The organism is Bradyrhizobium sp. PSBB068, from assembly GCA_016839165.1.
GTDB lineage: Bacteria > Pseudomonadota > Alphaproteobacteria > Rhizobiales > Xanthobacteraceae > Bradyrhizobium.
Window position 1 is genome coordinate 3,539,370 of record CP069300.1, and the last position, 15,403, is coordinate 3,554,772.

At 65.0% G+C, this 15,403-nt stretch carries 18 protein-coding genes; 6 read left to right on the forward strand and 12 right to left on the reverse strand.

The window, feature by feature from the left end:
• Positions 1-12: 12 nt before the first annotated feature.
• The 3 genes from JQ507_16360 to JQ507_16370 all read left to right on the forward strand — a co-directional run bounded on the left by JQ507_16360 (position 13) and on the right by JQ507_16370 (position 2,174).
• Entirely contained in the window at positions 13-603 is a 591-nt protein-coding gene (locus tag JQ507_16360) for an ANTAR domain-containing protein (GenBank protein QRI72938.1), read from the forward strand.
• On the forward strand, positions 600-1,757 hold the full coding sequence (locus tag JQ507_16365; GenBank protein QRI72939.1) for an ABC transporter substrate-binding protein: 1,158 nt from the start codon (positions 600-602) through the stop codon (positions 1,755-1,757). Before JQ507_16360 ends, JQ507_16365 begins: the two co-directional genes overlap by 4 nt.
• Positions 1,758-2,021: 264 nt before the next feature.
• A complete protein-coding gene (locus tag JQ507_16370) occupies positions 2,022-2,174 on the forward strand; it encodes a hypothetical protein (GenBank protein ID QRI72940.1) in 153 nt (50 codons plus the stop codon).
• Positions 2,175-2,248: 74 nt separating this feature from the next.
• On the opposite strand, the gene JQ507_16375 is transcribed toward JQ507_16370, so the two are convergent.
• From JQ507_16375 to pxpB, 4 genes are all read right to left on the reverse strand, one after another.
• A complete protein-coding gene (locus tag JQ507_16375) occupies positions 2,249-2,653 on the reverse strand; it encodes a hypothetical protein (GenBank protein QRI72941.1) in 405 nt (134 codons plus the stop codon).
• 147 nt (positions 2,654-2,800) lie between these two features.
• Positions 2,801-3,574 (reverse strand): LamB/YcsF family protein, encoded by a 774-nt coding sequence (locus tag JQ507_16380; protein QRI72942.1) that lies wholly within the window; start codon positions 3,572-3,574, stop codon positions 2,801-2,803.
• Positions 3,575-3,601: 27 nt separating this feature from the next.
• Positions 3,602-4,636 carry a biotin-dependent carboxyltransferase gene (locus JQ507_16385; protein ID QRI72943.1) on the reverse strand — a complete coding sequence of 345 codons (1,035 nt, stop codon included), beginning with the start codon at positions 4,634-4,636 and terminating at the stop codon, positions 3,602-3,604.
• Positions 4,633-5,364, reverse strand: a complete 732-nt coding sequence (gene pxpB / locus JQ507_16390) for a 5-oxoprolinase subunit PxpB (GenBank protein QRI73364.1) — start codon at positions 5,362-5,364, stop codon at positions 4,633-4,635. The genes JQ507_16385 and pxpB overlap by 4 nt, the downstream gene beginning before the upstream one ends.
• Positions 5,365-5,578: 214 nt before the next feature.
• On the opposite strand from pxpB, the gene JQ507_16395 reads away from it, so the two are divergent.
• Both JQ507_16395 and JQ507_16400 read left to right on the forward strand, forming a co-directional pair.
• A complete protein-coding gene (locus JQ507_16395) occupies positions 5,579-6,277 on the forward strand; it encodes a ribonuclease activity regulator RraA (GenBank protein ID QRI72944.1) in 699 nt (232 codons plus the stop codon).
• Between the two features lie 23 nt (positions 6,278-6,300).
• Positions 6,301-6,705, forward strand: coding sequence for a cupin domain-containing protein (locus tag JQ507_16400; protein ID QRI72945.1), 405 nt, complete (start codon positions 6,301-6,303; stop codon positions 6,703-6,705).
• Positions 6,706-6,774: 69 nt separating this feature from the next.
• Here the strand turns inward: JQ507_16400 and JQ507_16405 are convergent, their stop codons facing one another.
• Both JQ507_16405 and JQ507_16410 read right to left on the reverse strand, forming a co-directional pair.
• Positions 6,775-7,566, reverse strand: coding sequence for a DUF2147 domain-containing protein (locus tag JQ507_16405; protein ID QRI72946.1), 792 nt, complete (start codon positions 7,564-7,566; stop codon positions 6,775-6,777).
• A 183-nt stretch (positions 7,567-7,749) separates the two neighbouring features.
• Complete coding sequence (locus JQ507_16410) at positions 7,750-8,523, reverse strand: transporter substrate-binding domain-containing protein (GenBank protein ID QRI72947.1); 774 nt, start codon at positions 8,521-8,523, stop codon at positions 7,750-7,752.
• Between the two features lie 52 nt (positions 8,524-8,575).
• Between JQ507_16410 and JQ507_16415 the strand changes: the two genes are divergently transcribed.
• Entirely contained in the window at positions 8,576-9,133 is a 558-nt protein-coding gene (locus JQ507_16415; GenBank protein ID QRI72948.1) for a DUF1993 domain-containing protein, read from the forward strand.
• On the opposite strand, the gene JQ507_16420 is transcribed toward JQ507_16415, so the two are convergent.
• The 6 genes from JQ507_16420 to JQ507_16445 form a co-directional block, all read right to left on the reverse strand.
• Complete coding sequence (locus JQ507_16420; protein QRI72949.1) at positions 9,130-9,783, reverse strand: hypothetical protein; 654 nt, start codon at positions 9,781-9,783, stop codon at positions 9,130-9,132. The two genes, JQ507_16415 and JQ507_16420, sit on opposite strands and share 4 nt — an antisense overlap.
• Before the next feature lie 102 nt (positions 9,784-9,885).
• Complete coding sequence (locus tag JQ507_16425; GenBank protein QRI73365.1) at positions 9,886-11,310, reverse strand: amidase; 1,425 nt, start codon at positions 11,308-11,310, stop codon at positions 9,886-9,888.
• Positions 11,311-11,377: 67 nt separating this feature from the next.
• Positions 11,378-12,367 carry a hydroxyacid dehydrogenase gene (locus tag JQ507_16430; protein ID QRI72950.1) on the reverse strand — a complete coding sequence of 330 codons (990 nt, stop codon included), beginning with the start codon at positions 12,365-12,367 and terminating at the stop codon, positions 11,378-11,380.
• 29 nt (positions 12,368-12,396) lie between these two features.
• Positions 12,397-13,497, reverse strand: a complete 1,101-nt coding sequence (gene ugpC, locus JQ507_16435) for a sn-glycerol-3-phosphate ABC transporter ATP-binding protein UgpC (protein QRI72951.1) — start codon at positions 13,495-13,497, stop codon at positions 12,397-12,399.
• 21 nt (positions 13,498-13,518) lie between these two features.
• A complete protein-coding gene (locus JQ507_16440; protein QRI72952.1) occupies positions 13,519-14,430 on the reverse strand; it encodes a carbohydrate ABC transporter permease in 912 nt (303 codons plus the stop codon).
• Positions 14,430-15,368 (reverse strand): sugar ABC transporter permease, encoded by a 939-nt coding sequence (locus JQ507_16445; protein ID QRI72953.1) that lies wholly within the window; start codon positions 15,366-15,368, stop codon positions 14,430-14,432. Before JQ507_16445 ends, JQ507_16440 begins: the two co-directional genes overlap by 1 nt.
• Between the last annotated feature and the right edge of the window lie 35 nt (positions 15,369-15,403).

Sequence of the window (15,403 nt, forward strand, 5' to 3'; positions counted from 1 at the left end):
TAAGAGTTGTCGATGAGCGCAGAATCGTCTCCCAGGATCGTCATCGTCGACGAGAGCCCGATCCGCGCGGCCATCCTGGAGGAGGGGCTGCGGGAGGCCGGCTACACCGACGTGGTCCATATCAGCGAGATGCAGAGCCTGCTGTCGCGGATCTACGCGCTCGATCCCGAAATCATCGTCATCGACCTTGAGAACCCCAGCCGCGACGTGCTGGAACAGATGTTCCAGGTCAGCCGTGCGGTGCGCCGGCCGATCGCGATGTTCGTCGACCAGAGCGACGCTGCCTCGATCCAGGCCTCGGTGGAGGCGGGCGTCTCCGCCTATATCGTCGACGGCCTCAAGAAGGAGCGGATGAAGCCGATCCTCGATCTCTGCGTGTCGCGCTTCAATGCCTTCGCCAAGCTGCAGGATGAGCTCGACCGCACCAAGCACGCGCTGGAGGAGCGCAAGGTGATCGACCGCGCCAAGGGCATCCTGATGAAGGTGAAGGGGCTGACCGAGGAGGAGGCCTATGTGCTGATGCGCTCGACCGCGATGCGCGAGAAAAAGAAAATCGGGGAGATCGCGCAATCGATCCTGACGGCGTCGGAGCTCTTGAAATGACCACACCCTTGCGCATCGGGTTCATTCCTCTGGTCGACGCCGCCGCATTGATCGTCGCCGTCGACAAGGGTTATGCCGCGACTGAGGGCCTCGACATCACGCTGGTCCGCGAAGTGTCGTGGTCGAACGTCCGCGACAAACTGAATATCGGCCTGTTCGATGCCGCCCATCTGCTGGCGCCGGTCGCGATCGCCTCGAGCCTCGGGCTTGGCCACGTCAAGGTGCCGATTACAGCGCCGTTCAATCTCGGGCTTAACGGCAACGCCATCACGGTCTCGCCGGCGCTGCATGCCGCGCTGATGGAGGAGATCGACGGTGACCGCTTCGATCCGATGGCGACCGCGCAGGCGCTGGCCCGCGTGGTTGCGAAGCGGCGCAAGAGCGGGGCCGAGCCGCTGACCTTCGGCATGACCTTCCCGTTCTCGACCCACAATTATCAATTGCGATTCTGGATGGCTGCCGGCGGCGTCGATCCCGATGAGGACGTCCAGCTCGTGGTGCTGCCGCCGCCCTACATGGTCGACAGTCTCGCCAACGGGCACGTCGATGCGTTCTGCGTCGGCGCGCCTTGGAATTCGATCGCGGTTGATCTCGGCGTCGGCCACATCCTGCACTTCGTCTCCGACATCCTGCTCAGCGCGGTGGAGAAGGTGCTCGCGGTGCGCCAGAGCTGGTCGGAGAAGCATCCAGACGTCGTGGCGTCACTGGTGCGCGCGCATCTGCGCGCCGCCGAGTTCATCGAGCAACCGGAGAACCGGCCCGAGGTCGCGCGCATTCTTAGCTCACCCGAGCGGCTCGGCGTCGACGCCAGCGTCATCCAGCGCACGCTCGATGGTCGTTTGAAGATCTCGCCGGACGGCACCATGCGCGAGAGCAATCGCTATTTGCTGGTGGGGCGCGAGGCGGCGGCGCGGCCGGATCCCGCGCAGGCGGCCTGGCTCTACGCCCAGATGGTGCGATGGGGCCAGACACCGTACCGGCCGGAGGCGCTGAAGGCCGCCATGGCGGTGTTCAGGCCCGACCTCTACGACGCCGCGTCCGGTCGCCCGGCAGGCGCCTCCCACGCCATCGGCGCGTTCGCCGGTCCACCGTTCGATCCGGCCGACATCCCCGGCCATCTGGCTGCATTCAGGATCGGGCGCTGGAAGCCCTGAGTGCGGGTAGTGGCCGACGCCAGCGGGGGGCCTCCGACTCCTTTGCATGGGGTTGTTTTCGAGATTTTCGGTCACGCGGGACTGGCGCGGGTTCCCGACGCCTCGAATTGCGACGAATAACATTCTCGGGCGAGCCCGAGAGGAAGAAGATTCCTCCGGGAACCGGGTTCCTCGCGGGTGTGGCGTCGCTATTTTTGCCACCCGCTTGAATTGCGCCACGAACGATATTCCATATGCCCGAGAATGGGGCGTTGGAGATCGACCATGCGCGAACTATCGGCGGAAGCCCGCCTGCACTTTCACGCGCGGCAAGTTTCAAGAAAGTCCGGGGCCGGAATTCACACCGCGGCGCTGTACAGCGCCTTTGCTGTGATCGCGGCGATCGTGTTCGGCACGCTGTCCGTCCACCCGTTCTGAGACCTTCTGAACAGTCAAAAGCCGCCGTCTGATGTGATCAGGCGGCGGCTTTGTATTGGCTGGGTGTGGATCGCTCAGTAGCGGCCGTAGCCGTAGCCGTAGCCGCCGCAGGTGTTGCAGGTCTGCTGAACCGGGGCGTAGTAGGAATAGCCCGGCGAGACCATCTCGGTGCGTTCCTGGGTGGCGTATTGCGGCGCGATCCGCTCATAGGCGACGCCTTCGGGCGCGACCATCACGGTCTTCGGCACCATCACGGTGCGATACTGCGCAGGGGTGCGATGCGCGACGACGCGGCCCGGCGCCACCATCACGGTTTCCTGCACGGTGCGATACTGCGGCGGCACCGTCTGCACCTGATAGCAGGTCGTGCAGGGCTGGGGCGGCGGCGTATAGCAGCTGTAGCAGCCGGCGGATGCAGCGCTGGTGAAGGCGGCGGTGGCAACCGCCGCAATGGCGAGGGAGAGGCTGGTGCGGAACATGCTTTCGTACCCAATTTCCTGAGAGGACAATCAAAGGCTCGGAATCTGCACCTAGCAATCAAACGGCAAGTTTGGGTTTAAGAAGACTCTTAACGGAATCTAAAAGGGCCGGCGCGGTGGCCGGCCCTCGGTCATTGCGTGGGCTGTTCAGTGCGCGGTCTTGAACGGCGCAACCGTGATGCCGGCCTGCTTCAGCGCTTCGCGCAGGCCCTGCGCGATCTCGACGGCGCCGCGCGTATCGCCGTGAATGCATACGGTATCGGTCTGCATCTTGATCACCTTGCCGGTGACCGAGACGACCGCACCATCCTGCACCATCCGCACCACGCGCTCGGCGATCGCCTTGGGATCATGCAGCACCGCACCGGGCTTCTTGCGCGACACCAGATTGCCGTCGTCCTCATAGGCGCGATCGGCAAACACCTCATGCGCCATCCGTAAGTTGGCGGCTTCGCCGGCGCGCACCAGCTTCGAGTTTGCCAGCACCACGAACACGAGGCTCGGATCGACGGCCTTGATCGCATTGGCGATCGCCCGCGCGGTCATGTCGTCCTCGCAGGCGACGTTGGAAATCGCGCCATGCGCCTTCACGTGGGTGACCTTGTGGCCGGCCGCAGTCGCGATCGCCTGCAAGGCGCCGATCTGGTAGGCGATCAGGTTCTCGATCTCCGAGGACGTCAGCCCCGGCATCGGACGGCGACCGAAACCATGCAGGTCGCGATAGCCGGGATGGGCGCCGACGCTGACGCCGCGCGCCTTCGCGAGCTCGACCGTCTTGCGCATGATGTCGGCATCGCCGGCATGGAAGCCGCAGGCGACGTTGACCGAGGTCGCTAGCTCGATCATCGCCGCATCATTGCCCATTTCCCAGGGGCCGAAGCTTTCGCCGAGATCGCAATTGAGGTCGACGGTTTTGGTCATGACGATCGATCCGTTTGTTGTGTTGATTCAGGGTAACGCGACTTGCCAGGTCGATACATCCACAGCGCTGACCGCCTGGCCCGCGACATTCGCATCCCGCAGCGCTTCGATGTTGAGACCAAAATCCTCGATGCCGCGGAGGCGGTCGGGCAGTGAACGCAGCAGCGCGTGGAGCTTGATCGCTTCGGCCTGCGCTTCCGCCATCGTCACCGCTTTGAAGCGGAACGGCCGGCCGGCCGAGAGCTGCGCGAAGCGACCGAAATCCGCCGTGATCACGGTCGCTATCTTCGGATAGCCACCGCTGGTGCCGCGGTCGGGCATCAGCACGATCGGCTGGCCGTTGCCGGGCACCTGGATGCTGCCGTTCACGGTGCCGTCGGAGACGATGTTGTGGCCGTCGAGGTGCCTGATGACGGGACCCTCGAGACGGTAGCCCATGCGGTCGCTGGTGGCCGAGATCTTCCACTCGCTGTCGATGAACAGCTTCTTGTTGTCCTCGGCGAACTCGTCGTCCTGCGGGCCGAACACGACGCGGATCGGCGCATCGGTCTCCGCCGGCAACTCGATGCGGCGCTCGGCGGCGGCGCTGGCGGCTTTTGTCGTCAGCTCGTCGCCGCTCTGCAGCGGGCGCGGGTAGGGGCTGCCGAGCCCGGCGCGGGCATTGACCGCGAGGCTGCCGAACATCGGCTCGCCTTCGATGCCGTGCTCGATCGCGAGATAGCTGAACGAACCACCGCGCGCGAAGCCGAGATTGAGCGTCTCGCCCTCGGCGAGCGTCGCCGAACTGTCGAACGCGACCGGCCGGCCGCCGATGTCAGCGTTGCGCGATGCCCCGGCGAGCCCGACGCGCACCGCGCCGCCGCGTGCGGTGAAGGCGGCGCCGAACGGGCCGATTTCGACCGCGGCGGCGAACGGGTCGTTGCCGACCAGCGTGTTGGCGGCCGCCAGTGAAAGCCGGTCCATCGCGCCGCTCGGCACCAGGCCGTAACGCTGCGAGCCCGGGCGCCCGCCGTCCTGCACCGAGCTTGCCGGGCCGATCGAGGTGACGACGAGCTTGCTCATGGCGTCACCAGTTCCGCGACGACCTCGCCGGCCTCGGCGGCGCGGTCCTGTTCTGCAAAGGTCTTGGCGTCGATCGCCGTAAAGGTGATGGCATCGCCTGGCTCCAGCAGGAACGTCGGGTCGCGATGCAATTGGTAGGTTCGCACCGGGGTGCGGCCGAGCAGGTGCCAGCCGCTCGGGCCGGCCAGGCACTGCACGCCGGTCTGGATGCCGCCGATCGAGATGGTACCGGCCGGGGTCAGCAGCCGCGGATCCTTGCGCCGGGGCATGTGCAGGAATGTCTCCAGCCCGCTGAGATAGGACCAGCCGGGCGTAAAGCCGATCATGGCGACGCGATAGTCGCCGGCGACATGGCGGGCGACGATCTGGTCGGGCGTGGTCTTGAGGCTCTTGGCGACATCCTCGAGATCGATGCCGTGCTCGCCGCCATAGGTGACGGGAATCCGCCAGCGCCGCGTGCCGGTCTCGGTCGGCGGTGCCTTGGCGGCGCGCGCGAGCAGCTGCTCGCCGAGCGCGTCGAAGCTGATCTGCACGGGATCGTAATGCACCAGCAGCGAACGGTAGGTCGGCACGGTCTCGGTGATGCCGGCGATCGGCTCGGCTGCGATCACCCGGTCGAGCGCGAGCACCCGCCGGTTGGCGGCATCATCGATGGTGCGGCTGAATTCCACCGTGATGGCGGCATCGCCACTCGGCAAAAGGCGGGGAGGACTTAAGGGTTCGGCCATTTGGATCAAGCGGACTTCGTCGGCCATCAAGCTAGCGTGTTTCGTGACAAAACGGAATTCGCTTCGTGCAAAATGACGCAGCAACTTCAATAAATTAATCGGCATGCCGGCGATAAATTTGGCTGATCGCAGCATTTTCGCGCAGCCCTTGACGCACGCCCTTTGCCCGGCAACATGCGCCGGTCTTTCCCTCCCATCGGAGCAAGCTCTCGAGATGTCACTGTCCACTGAGGCGATCGCGACGCTGTCGCACGTGTCCACCGCCACCATCACCACGGTCCTGCTCAAGAAGGGCCTGCGCAATATTTGGATGCGCGGCACCAAGCCGTTGAAGCCCGGGCTGAAGCGGCTGGTCGGACCGGCCTTCACGCTGCGCTTCGTTCCGGCCCGCGAGGACCTGGCGACGCCGGAATCGTGGTCGTCGCCGATCTCGACCCGCACCGCAATCGAGGCGATGCCGGCGGGCTGCATCGCGGTGGTCGATGCCATGGGCATCACCGACGCCGGCATCTTCGGCGACATCCTTTGCGCGCGGATGGTCAAGCGCGGGGTGACGGCGCTGATCACCGACGGCGTGGTGCGCGATGTCGAGGGCGTGCTCGGCACCGGCCTGCCGGTGTGGTGCGACGGCTACGCCGCGCCGCCGTCGGTCGCAGGGCTGACCTTCGTCGGCTGGGGCGAACCGATCGGCTGCGGCGGCGTTGCCGTGTTTCCGAACGACGTGGTGGTGGCGGACCAGGACGGCGCGGTGCTGATCCCGCAGGCATTCCTCGATCACGTGCTGGCCGAAGGGCCGGAGCAGGAACGGATGGAAGCCTGGATCGTCAACGAGGTGAACAACGGCGCCCAGCTGCCCGGCCTGTATCCGATGAATGCCGATACCAAGGCGCGTTACGCCGCATCCAAGAAATAACGTCAAGAAAGGGAGGTAACCCGATGGATATCCACGTTTCCGGCTCGCGGCCGACCCGCCGCGCGCCGAAGGAGCATTTCACCGGCAGCGTGCTGCAGGATCCGATCAACATGGCCCCGGCGCCGGCCCGGCTGAACGCCTCGCGGGTGTCGTTCGAGCCCGGAGCGCGCACCGCCTGGCACACCCATCCGCTCGGGCAGACGCTCTACGTGATCTCGGGCATCGGCCGCGTGCAGGCCAAGGACGGGCCGATCCGGGAAATCCGCCCCGGCGACGTGGTCTGGATTCCGCCGAACGAGAAGCACTGGCACGGCGCTTCGCCCGACAACAGCATGACCCACATCGCCATGCAGGAAGCGCTCGACGGGGTGTTCTCGACCTGGATGGAGCACGTCACCGACGAGGAATACAACGGCAAGCTCGGCTGACCGGTCGTTGCCGGCCAAAGGCAGAAGCCCCGCTTGTGAGCGGGGCTTCTACTTTTTCGGGACAGGCAATCAATTCACCCGCGTCCAGGTCTGGCCGCCGCAGAACATGCCGCCGAACGCGCAGCCCTGTACGCGCAGCGTGTCGGGGCTCTTCAGCGCGATGGTGGAATCGTAGGTGCTGCCGCTGTTCGGATCGAAGATGCGGCCGCTCCACTTGTCCTTGCCCGGCTTCATGTTGATCAGAACCTGTTCGCCGTTGGCGTTCGACTTCTTGTCGACCGAGTAGCCGCAGAGATTGGCGCCGCATTGCTCGATGCGGACCTTGCCTTCCTTCTCTTCAGTCAACCAGACGCCCAGCGGCGAGTTGGCTGCCTGCACCGGGTTCGCTGCAGGCGATGCGACACCGACCGTTGGCACTGGGACCGGACTCGCCGCCGGCGCCGCGCTTTGCTGCACGACCGGTGGCGGCTGTGGTGGTGGCGGTGCGGTCGCTGCCGTAGCCGGAGGTGGTGCGACGCTCGTGTTCGCGGGCTCGGTCATTGCGGCTGACGGCGCCGCCGGGGCGGCAGCCTGATCAATCGTAGCCGGAGCGGGTGATGCAGTGGCAGCGGGTGGCGTGACGGGCGGAGAGGGAGAATCCGTCCTGGCGTCTTTCGGTGTCGTCTCGCGCTTCTGCTCGGCGTCCCTGTGCTTGGTGCGTTTGGAACTGCGGCTGGTGTTGTCATAGACGCCGGGGATCGAAACCGTTCCACGATCCGGATCGATGCGGATGGTGCGGCCGCCGTAATCGAATGTGTATTGTGCCTGCGCTGTCACGGTGCTCGCCAGCACGAGCGCGGCGATCGCCAGAAGCTTCTTCATCTCGATCTCCAGTGCAGGGAATCCCGTTCGCAAGGCTATCTGGTGGCTGCCTCGTTGAACGTGTCCCAGATCACGGTCAGAACATGAGTCGTGTCCTCGCGGCTTAGGTTCAAAGCATTGGATCGCGGTTCGGTTTCAGGCCGTGCGCATCAATTTTTCGGAGCCGGGGTCTGACGCTGCAGGTTATTCGAACCACGCAGCGTAGATCTTCGCGTAGCTGCCGTCTTCGCGCGTGATGTGAAGCCACTGGTCGACGAACGCCTTCAAGGCGACGTCGCGCTGCATCCAGTAGGCTTTCTCGGCGAAGTCGAACGGCTTGTCGGGATGCACGGCGCAGAGCACACCGAGGTGCAGCTTCTGCTGATAGCGCGTCTCGGAGGCGTCGGTCATCATCAGATCGGCGTCGCCCTTGGCGATCTCGTCGAAGATTTTGGTGTTGTCGCTGAAGACGCGGATGTCGGCGGCCGTCACATTGGCGCGCGCAAAGCGCTCGTTGGTACCGCCGGGATTGACGATGACGCGGGTGCCGGGCTTGTCGATCTCGGCGAGCGTCTCGAACTTGCCCTTGTCGGCGCAGCGCGCGATCGGCGTCTTGCCCTCGCGCATGATCGGCGTCGAGAACAGGCCCTTCTTCTGCCGGTCGTAAGTGATGGAGATGCCGCCCATCGCGATGTCGAAACTGTCGGCCTCGAAATCCTTCATCATTTGCGGCCATGATGTCGGCACGAACTCAACCTTGACGCCGAGCGCCTTGCCGAGCGATTGCGCCATGTCGACGTCGAAGCCGCGAAATATCTTGGTCTCCTTGTCGAGCGCCGTGAAGGGCAGATAGTCGCCGGTCATGCCGACCCGCAGCGTGCCGCGCGCGACGATCTCATCGAGCCGAGATGGCGCCGGCTGTGCATGCGCAGCCGACAGGAGCAGAACGAGAGCGAGACCGGCCAGCGCGCGAAACATCTGATTTCTCCGTCAATTCCGATGACATGTCGTTGCGGAGCATTTAGACCAGATGGGACGATCGAGCCAGTATTGCGGGGCAAAAGTGACCATCTCGCTCCATGACGCATCCGTCGGTGTTTATGTGCCGTATCTGCGCAATCTTTCCGCGCTGCTCGATCATGCCGAGGCGCACGCCAGGGCGCGCAAGCTCGATCCAGACGTGTTGCTCGGAATGCGGCTCGCGCCGAACATGTACAGCCTTCGCCAGCAGGTCGGGGAGGCGAACCGGCACGTCGTCCTGAGCTGCGCCTTGCTGGCGGGGTGTGCGCCGCCGGTCTTCCCTGACGCGTCAATCGACATCGCCGGGCTGAAAGCGCGGATTGCCGCTACGATCGATTTTGTGCAGGGCCTGCCGCGGGAGGTGATCGACGCCGCGACCGACATGAACGTCGTATTCACGTTCAGGAGCGGCGCAACCAGGCCATTCACCGGCAAGTCCCTGATCCTGACCTTCAGCGTTCCGCAGTTCTTCTTCCATGTCGCAACCGCCTACGACATCCTGCGTCACGCCGGCGTCGATCTCGCGAAGAAGGACTTTCTGGGACCGCCGCGGCCGCCGCAGGGCTAGGCCTCGTTGCTGTCCCGGCTCATCCGCAGGGCGGCCGCAGTGCGGCTGGCGATCTCGTGCTTGAAATGCTCGAAGCGCCGCCGCGCTTCGGCTTCGCGATCATCGACGAATTTGATCGCGGCATCCCGGCCCATCGGGCCATTGACCAGTGGGGCCGTTCCTTCGCCGACGGTCTCGTCGACATAGTACTGGGCGCCGTCCTGGCGCACCGTCCAGCGGAAGCGCAGCGCAGCCATCGGGCCTGGGCCGGACTTGGAATAGCCGTCGGCCTCGATCGGTTGGGGCGGCTGGATCGGCTCCGGCTCCGGCGCGCTCGGCTCGGGCTCACTCGTCGGCGGCTCACTGGGCTCAGCCTGTGCGACCGGCTGTGACGGTTCGGTCGGCGCCGGCTCCTCGATCGGCTCCGGCTCGACAGCCGCCGGTTCGGCGGGCGCGGCCTCGATGGTCACGGTCTTGATGGATACGGTCTCGACGGTAACGACTTCGATCGACGTCGGCAGGGGCGGTGGCATTGCGATCGAGACTGGCGGCGTCGGCTCAGCCGCCCCGTCGGTCGTGTCGTCCGGCGACTTGGCCTTCTCGTGAGGTGTCTTGGTCTGATCGAGAATGCTCGCGATCGCGGCAAGCGCATTGTCGGTCGGGTCGCTCACGGTTCGGTCTCCCAGGCACAACGCCGGCGGAATCGCGCCGACGCCCTTTCTATCTACCTGATCTGACTATCCTTTGTCAGCTAGGCGCTTCGCTTGATGGAGCTAGGCGCAGACCGGCGGTCGCTTGTCCTTCCAGGGACGAACCTGTTCAAGCTGGGCGGCCAGGCGGAACAGCAGTCCTTCCTCGCCGAGCTTGGCCGCAAACATCATGCCGAGCGGCAGGCCGGCCTTGTTCCAGGCCAGCGGCACCGACATCGCCGGCTGCCCGGACATGTTGAACATCGAGGTGCCCGGCATGTAGCGGCGCAGCACCGGCGCGATGTGGCTCAGATCCTCGGACATCGTGTTCAACTCGCCGAGACGAAGCGGCGGCGCGCACAGGGTCGGGCTCAGGAAGACGTCGCAGCCCTCGAAGAAGGTCGCGAGCCCGCGCGAGACCTGGAACGCCGCAAGCTGCGCCGCGACATAGTCGGCCGGCGTCATCTTCACCGAGTTCTGGCCGCTGGCGAGCGTCAGCCGCTCGACGTCGTCAGATGTCAGCGTGCGCCCGACCCGCTGCTCGAGCAGGCGAATGGTCAGGGCCGTGTTGCCGCCGACGATCGTGGTCATGAGCGCGGCGGGATCGGCTGCAAGCGGCGGCGCGCGCTCCTCGACATGATGGCCAAGGCCGGCCAGCAGCTTGGCGGTGTCGCGCACCGCCGCTGATATCTCCGGGTCGATGGCATCGCCATAGGGCGACTTGTCGGTGAAGCTGATGCGCAGCTGGCCGGGGTCGCGGCCGACTTCCTGCGAGAACGGCCGCTCCGGCGGCGGCGCGACGTAGAGGCTCGACGGCTCCGGGCCATGGATCGCATCCATCATCACGGCGCTGTCGCGGACGCTGATGCTGAGCACATGGCCGACCGAGAAACCGCCCCAGCCTTCGCCGCGATCGGGACCGCAGGGGTTGCGGGCGCGCGTCGGCTTCATGCCGAACACGCCGCAGGCGGAGGCGGGAATCCGGATCGAGCCGCCGCCGTCGCTGGCATGCGCGACGGGCAGGATGCGCGCGGCGACCGCAGCGCCGGCGCCGCCGGACGAGCCGCCGGAGGAATGCTGGAGATTCCAGGGATTGCGGGTCGGGCCGAACAGACGCGATTCCGTCGTCGGCATCAGGCCGAATTCCGGGCTCGCGCTCTTGCCGAAGATCGCAAGTCCCGCATTGAGGAAGCGCTGGGTCAGCGTCCCGTTGTGGTCTGCGACGAAGTCCTTCAGCAGGCTGGCGCCCGACGTGGTGCGGGTGCCCTCGAGCAGATCGAGGTCTTTCAGCAGGAACGGAACGCCGGTGAACGGGCCGTCGGGCAAGCCCTTGGCGATCTGGCGCTCGGCGTAGTCGTAATGCTTGACGACGACCGCGTTGATCTTTGGGTCGACGGCGGTGGTGCGCGCGACCGCCTCGTCGAGCAGCTCCTTCGCCGTCACCTCTTTCTTGCGGACCAGCTCGGCGAGACCGACCGCATCGTAGTTGCCGAATTCCTTGAAGGCCATTTGGGTACTCCGCATCGCCGGGCCGATCCTGCCGATCGGCCGCGGCGCCAACGAGAAAGCTGAAAGGTCAGCCGAGGACGTCCTGGTTGATTACATTCTGGCGCAGCGGATTGCCGTCCAGCACGCTCAGGATATTGCGCGCGGTCTGCTCGCTCATGCGATCGACGGCCTCGACGGTCACGCCGGCCACATGCGGTGCCATGATCACGTTGGGCAAGGCGTGCAGGGGCTGGCCAACCGGCGGCGGCTCGACCTCGAACACATCGAGACCGGCGCCGGCGAGCTTGCCCGACACCAGCGCGTCGTGCAGCGCATTCTCGTCGACGATGCCGCCGCGGGCGGTGTTGATGAGGTAGGCGGTCGGCTTCATCAGCCTGATCCGCGCGGCGTTGAACAGGCCGACGGTCTCGGGCGACTTCGGGCAGTGGATGGTGACGAAATCCGCTCGCGGCAGCGCCGCCTCCAAGCTCGGCACGGCCTCGCAGCCGGCCGCGGTGATCTCGCTGGCGGGCTTGTAGGGATCATAGACCAGCACGTTCATTTCCATCGCGAGGCAACGCTTGGCGGTGCGGGTGCCGATCCGGCCGAAGCCCACGATCAAAACGGTCTTGCCGTAGAGATCGAAGGGCAGCACGCCGAGCCGGCTCGCCCAGGTGCCGTCCTTGACCATCGAGTGCATTTCCTGCGCGCGCTTGGCCAGCGTCAGCATCATGAACAAGGCATGCTCCGCGACCGACGGCGAGTTCGCGGTGCCTGCGACCATCAGCGGCACCTTGCGGCGGGACAGCGCCGGCACGTCGACCGCGTCGTAACCAACGCCGATCCGGGTCACCACCAGCATGCCCTTGGAGGCCTCGAGCTCCGCCTCGCCGAAGCGGGTGGCGCCGAGCGCCACACCATGGACCGGCGCGTGCTGCTCCAGCATCGCCTGGAAGTCCTTGGCCGAGATCAGGTTGGGAAATTCGATGAGTTCGACGTCGTCCCGCTCGTTGAGGAGCGCCCGTGCCCCCGGTGACAGAGTCTGGGTGATGAAAATCTTCTTCTTGTTGGTGGCCATTTCCTGCCCTTGAGGTTTCTTGTAAGCCGTCAAAGGACGGCGCCGGTCACCTCGTTTAGCAAATGCATATTGTTGAGGTCCACAGCCAATCGGAGCGGGCTGCCATCCTGCGCGCCGGCATTGGGACTGACCCGGCCGCAGATCTGGCCGCCTTCGAGCGTGAAATAGACCAGGGTCTCCATCCCCATCGGCTCGGTGACGTCGAGTACTGCGTCGAACGGCTCGACGCCGGGCTCGGCATGCGGCCGCGCCTCCATGATGTGCTCGGGCCGGATGCCGAGCAGCAGCCTGTCGGTGCGCGAGAGGGCCTGGTAGCGCGCGGCGCGCGCCGGCGGCAGCGCGAAGGCGAGGCGATCGGTCAGCCGGACGTTGAGCTTGCCGCCGACGTCCTCGAGCCGGCACGGCACGAAGTTCATCGCGGGCGAGCCGATGAAGCTTGCGACGAACCGCGTCGCCGGCTTGTGATAGAGCTCATTAGGCGTGCCTATCTGCTCGATCCTGCCGTGGTTCATCACCACCACGCGGTCGGCCAGCGTCATCGCCTCGACCTGATCGTGGGTGACGTAGACGGTCGTGGTGCGGACCTTCTGATGCACCTTCTTGATCTCGATCCGCATCTGCACGCGCAGCTTGGCGTCGAGGTTGGACAGCGGCTCGTCGAACAGGAACACCTTCGGATTGCGCACGATCGCACGTCCCATCGCGACGCGCTGGCGCTGGCCGCCGGAGAGCTGCTTGGGCTTGCGGTCGATCAGGTCGGTGATGTCGAGCATCCGGGCGGCCTCGGTGACCCGGCTCTTGATCTCCGCCTTGGGGTAGTGCTTCAGCCGCAGCCCGAACGACATGTTCTCGGCAACGGTCATATGCGGATAGAGTGCGTAATTCTGGAACACCATCGCGATGTCGCGGTCCTTCGGCGGCACGTCGTTGACGACATCGCCGCCGATCATGATGTCGCCGTCGGAAATGTCCTCGAGGCCGGCGATCATCCGCAAGGTCGTCGACTTGCCGCAGCCGCTTGGGCCCACCAGCACCACGAACTCATGGTCGGCGATATCGAGGTCGATGCCGCGCACCGCCTCGACCTCGTCGTAACGCTTCACCACCTTGCGCAAACTGACGTCGGCCATGAATTCCTACCCTTGTCGCGTTCAACCCTTCGTCGCACCGGCGGTCAGGCCGGCAATGTAGTAGTCCATCAGGAAAGCGTAGATGATCAGCGGCGGCGCGGCGCCGAGCAGGGCGCCGGTCATGATCTGTCCCCAGTTGAAGACGTCGCCTTTGATCAAGGTGGTGATGATGCCGACCGGCAGTACGAGCTGATCCGTCGAGGTCGTGAACACCAGCGGATAGAGGAACTGGGCCCAGGAAACCGTGAAGGCAAAGATCGTGGCCGCGATCAGGCCTGGCAGGGCGACCGGGATGAAGATCCGGGTCAGCGTCTGGAACCAGCTCGCGCCATCGATGATCGCGGCTTCGTCGAGCTCCTTCGGGATCGAGGCGAAATAGCCGATCATGATCCAGGTGCAGAACGGCACCGTCAGCGTCGGATAGATGAACAGCAGCACGTACCAGCGATTGACGAGCTGGATGCCAGTCCAGTCGCCGAACACGGCGAACATCTTGAACAGCGGGATGAACAGCAGGCTGTCCGGGATGAGATAGGTGAGGAACACGCCGGTCGCGAGCGTCGCCGAGCCCCAGAATTTCATCCGCGCCAGCGCAAAGGCGGCCGGCACGCTGATCAGCATCGTGATGGTGACGACGATGATCGAGACCCAGGCCGAATTCCAGAAGAAGCGCAGGAACTGGTTCGAGGTCAGCAGCTGGACGTAGTTTTCGAGTGTGGGTTGATGCACCCACCACGGATTGGTCGCCGCTGAAATCTCCGCGCTACCCTTCAGCGACGTGATCAGCATGTAGAATGGCGGTGTCAGCGAGAAGATCGCAAACAGCGTCAGGAAGAAATAGGACCAGCGCAGCGCCCAGGTCCGGTCACGGCTCATGCTGCCGTATTTCACCTTGCGCGTCGGTCCCGCCTTGTCGATCGTCACGGTGCTCATCAGGATTCGTTGCCGCGTTTGGTGATGTCGCGCAGGATGAAGATCGCCGCGACAGCGAGGATCGGCACCATGAACAGCGAGACGCTGGCGCCGAGCGGAATGTCGCTGCCCTCGATGCCGACGCGGAACGCCCAGGTTGCGAAGATGTGGGTGTGGTCGAGCGGGCCGCCCGCGGTCAGGATGCGGACGATGTCGAAATTGGCGAAGGTCACGATCAGCGAGAAGAGCGTCGTGATCGCGATGATGTTGCGCATCATCGGCAGGGTCACGTACCAGATGCGCTGCCACCAATTGGCGCCGTCGATTGCCGCCGCCTCATAGAGCTGCTCGGGTACCGATTTCAGCGCCGCCAGATACATGATCATGAAGAACGGCGCGCCGTACCAGACATTGACCAGGATCACCGAGAACCGCGCCCACATTGCGTCGCCGGTCCACGGGATCGGCCCGATGCCGAAGATGGAGAGCGTATAGTTGAACGCGCTGTAGGACGGGTCGAACAGCCACAGCCAGGCCAGCGTACTCATCGCCGGCGGGATCACCCACGGCACCAGCAGCATGCCGCGCCATTTGCGCTGCTTGTTGGCGGGCACGTTGTGCACAAAATGCGCGACGATGAAGCCGATCAGCGCTTTGAAGATCACCGCGGAGATCGCGAAAATGCAGGATTGCTTGACCACCAGCCAGAAAGTGTCGCGCTTGAACAGGAACTCGAAATTGCCGAAGCCGACGAACTTCGTCATCGCCTTGTTCAGCGTCGCCAGATGCAGCGAATAGATCGCCGGATAGATCACCAGCACGGCGATCAGCAGGATCAACGGCAGCGTCATCAGGAACGCGGACATCGACTTGCGCCGCAGCGCGTTGCGCAGGCCGACCCGTCTACGCCCCGACTGGGCTGCAGCTGTGCGGTTGGACTGGAATGCGACATCGACCATAACGGAGGTCCCTCGCGCGGGTTGGTTGCACAGCT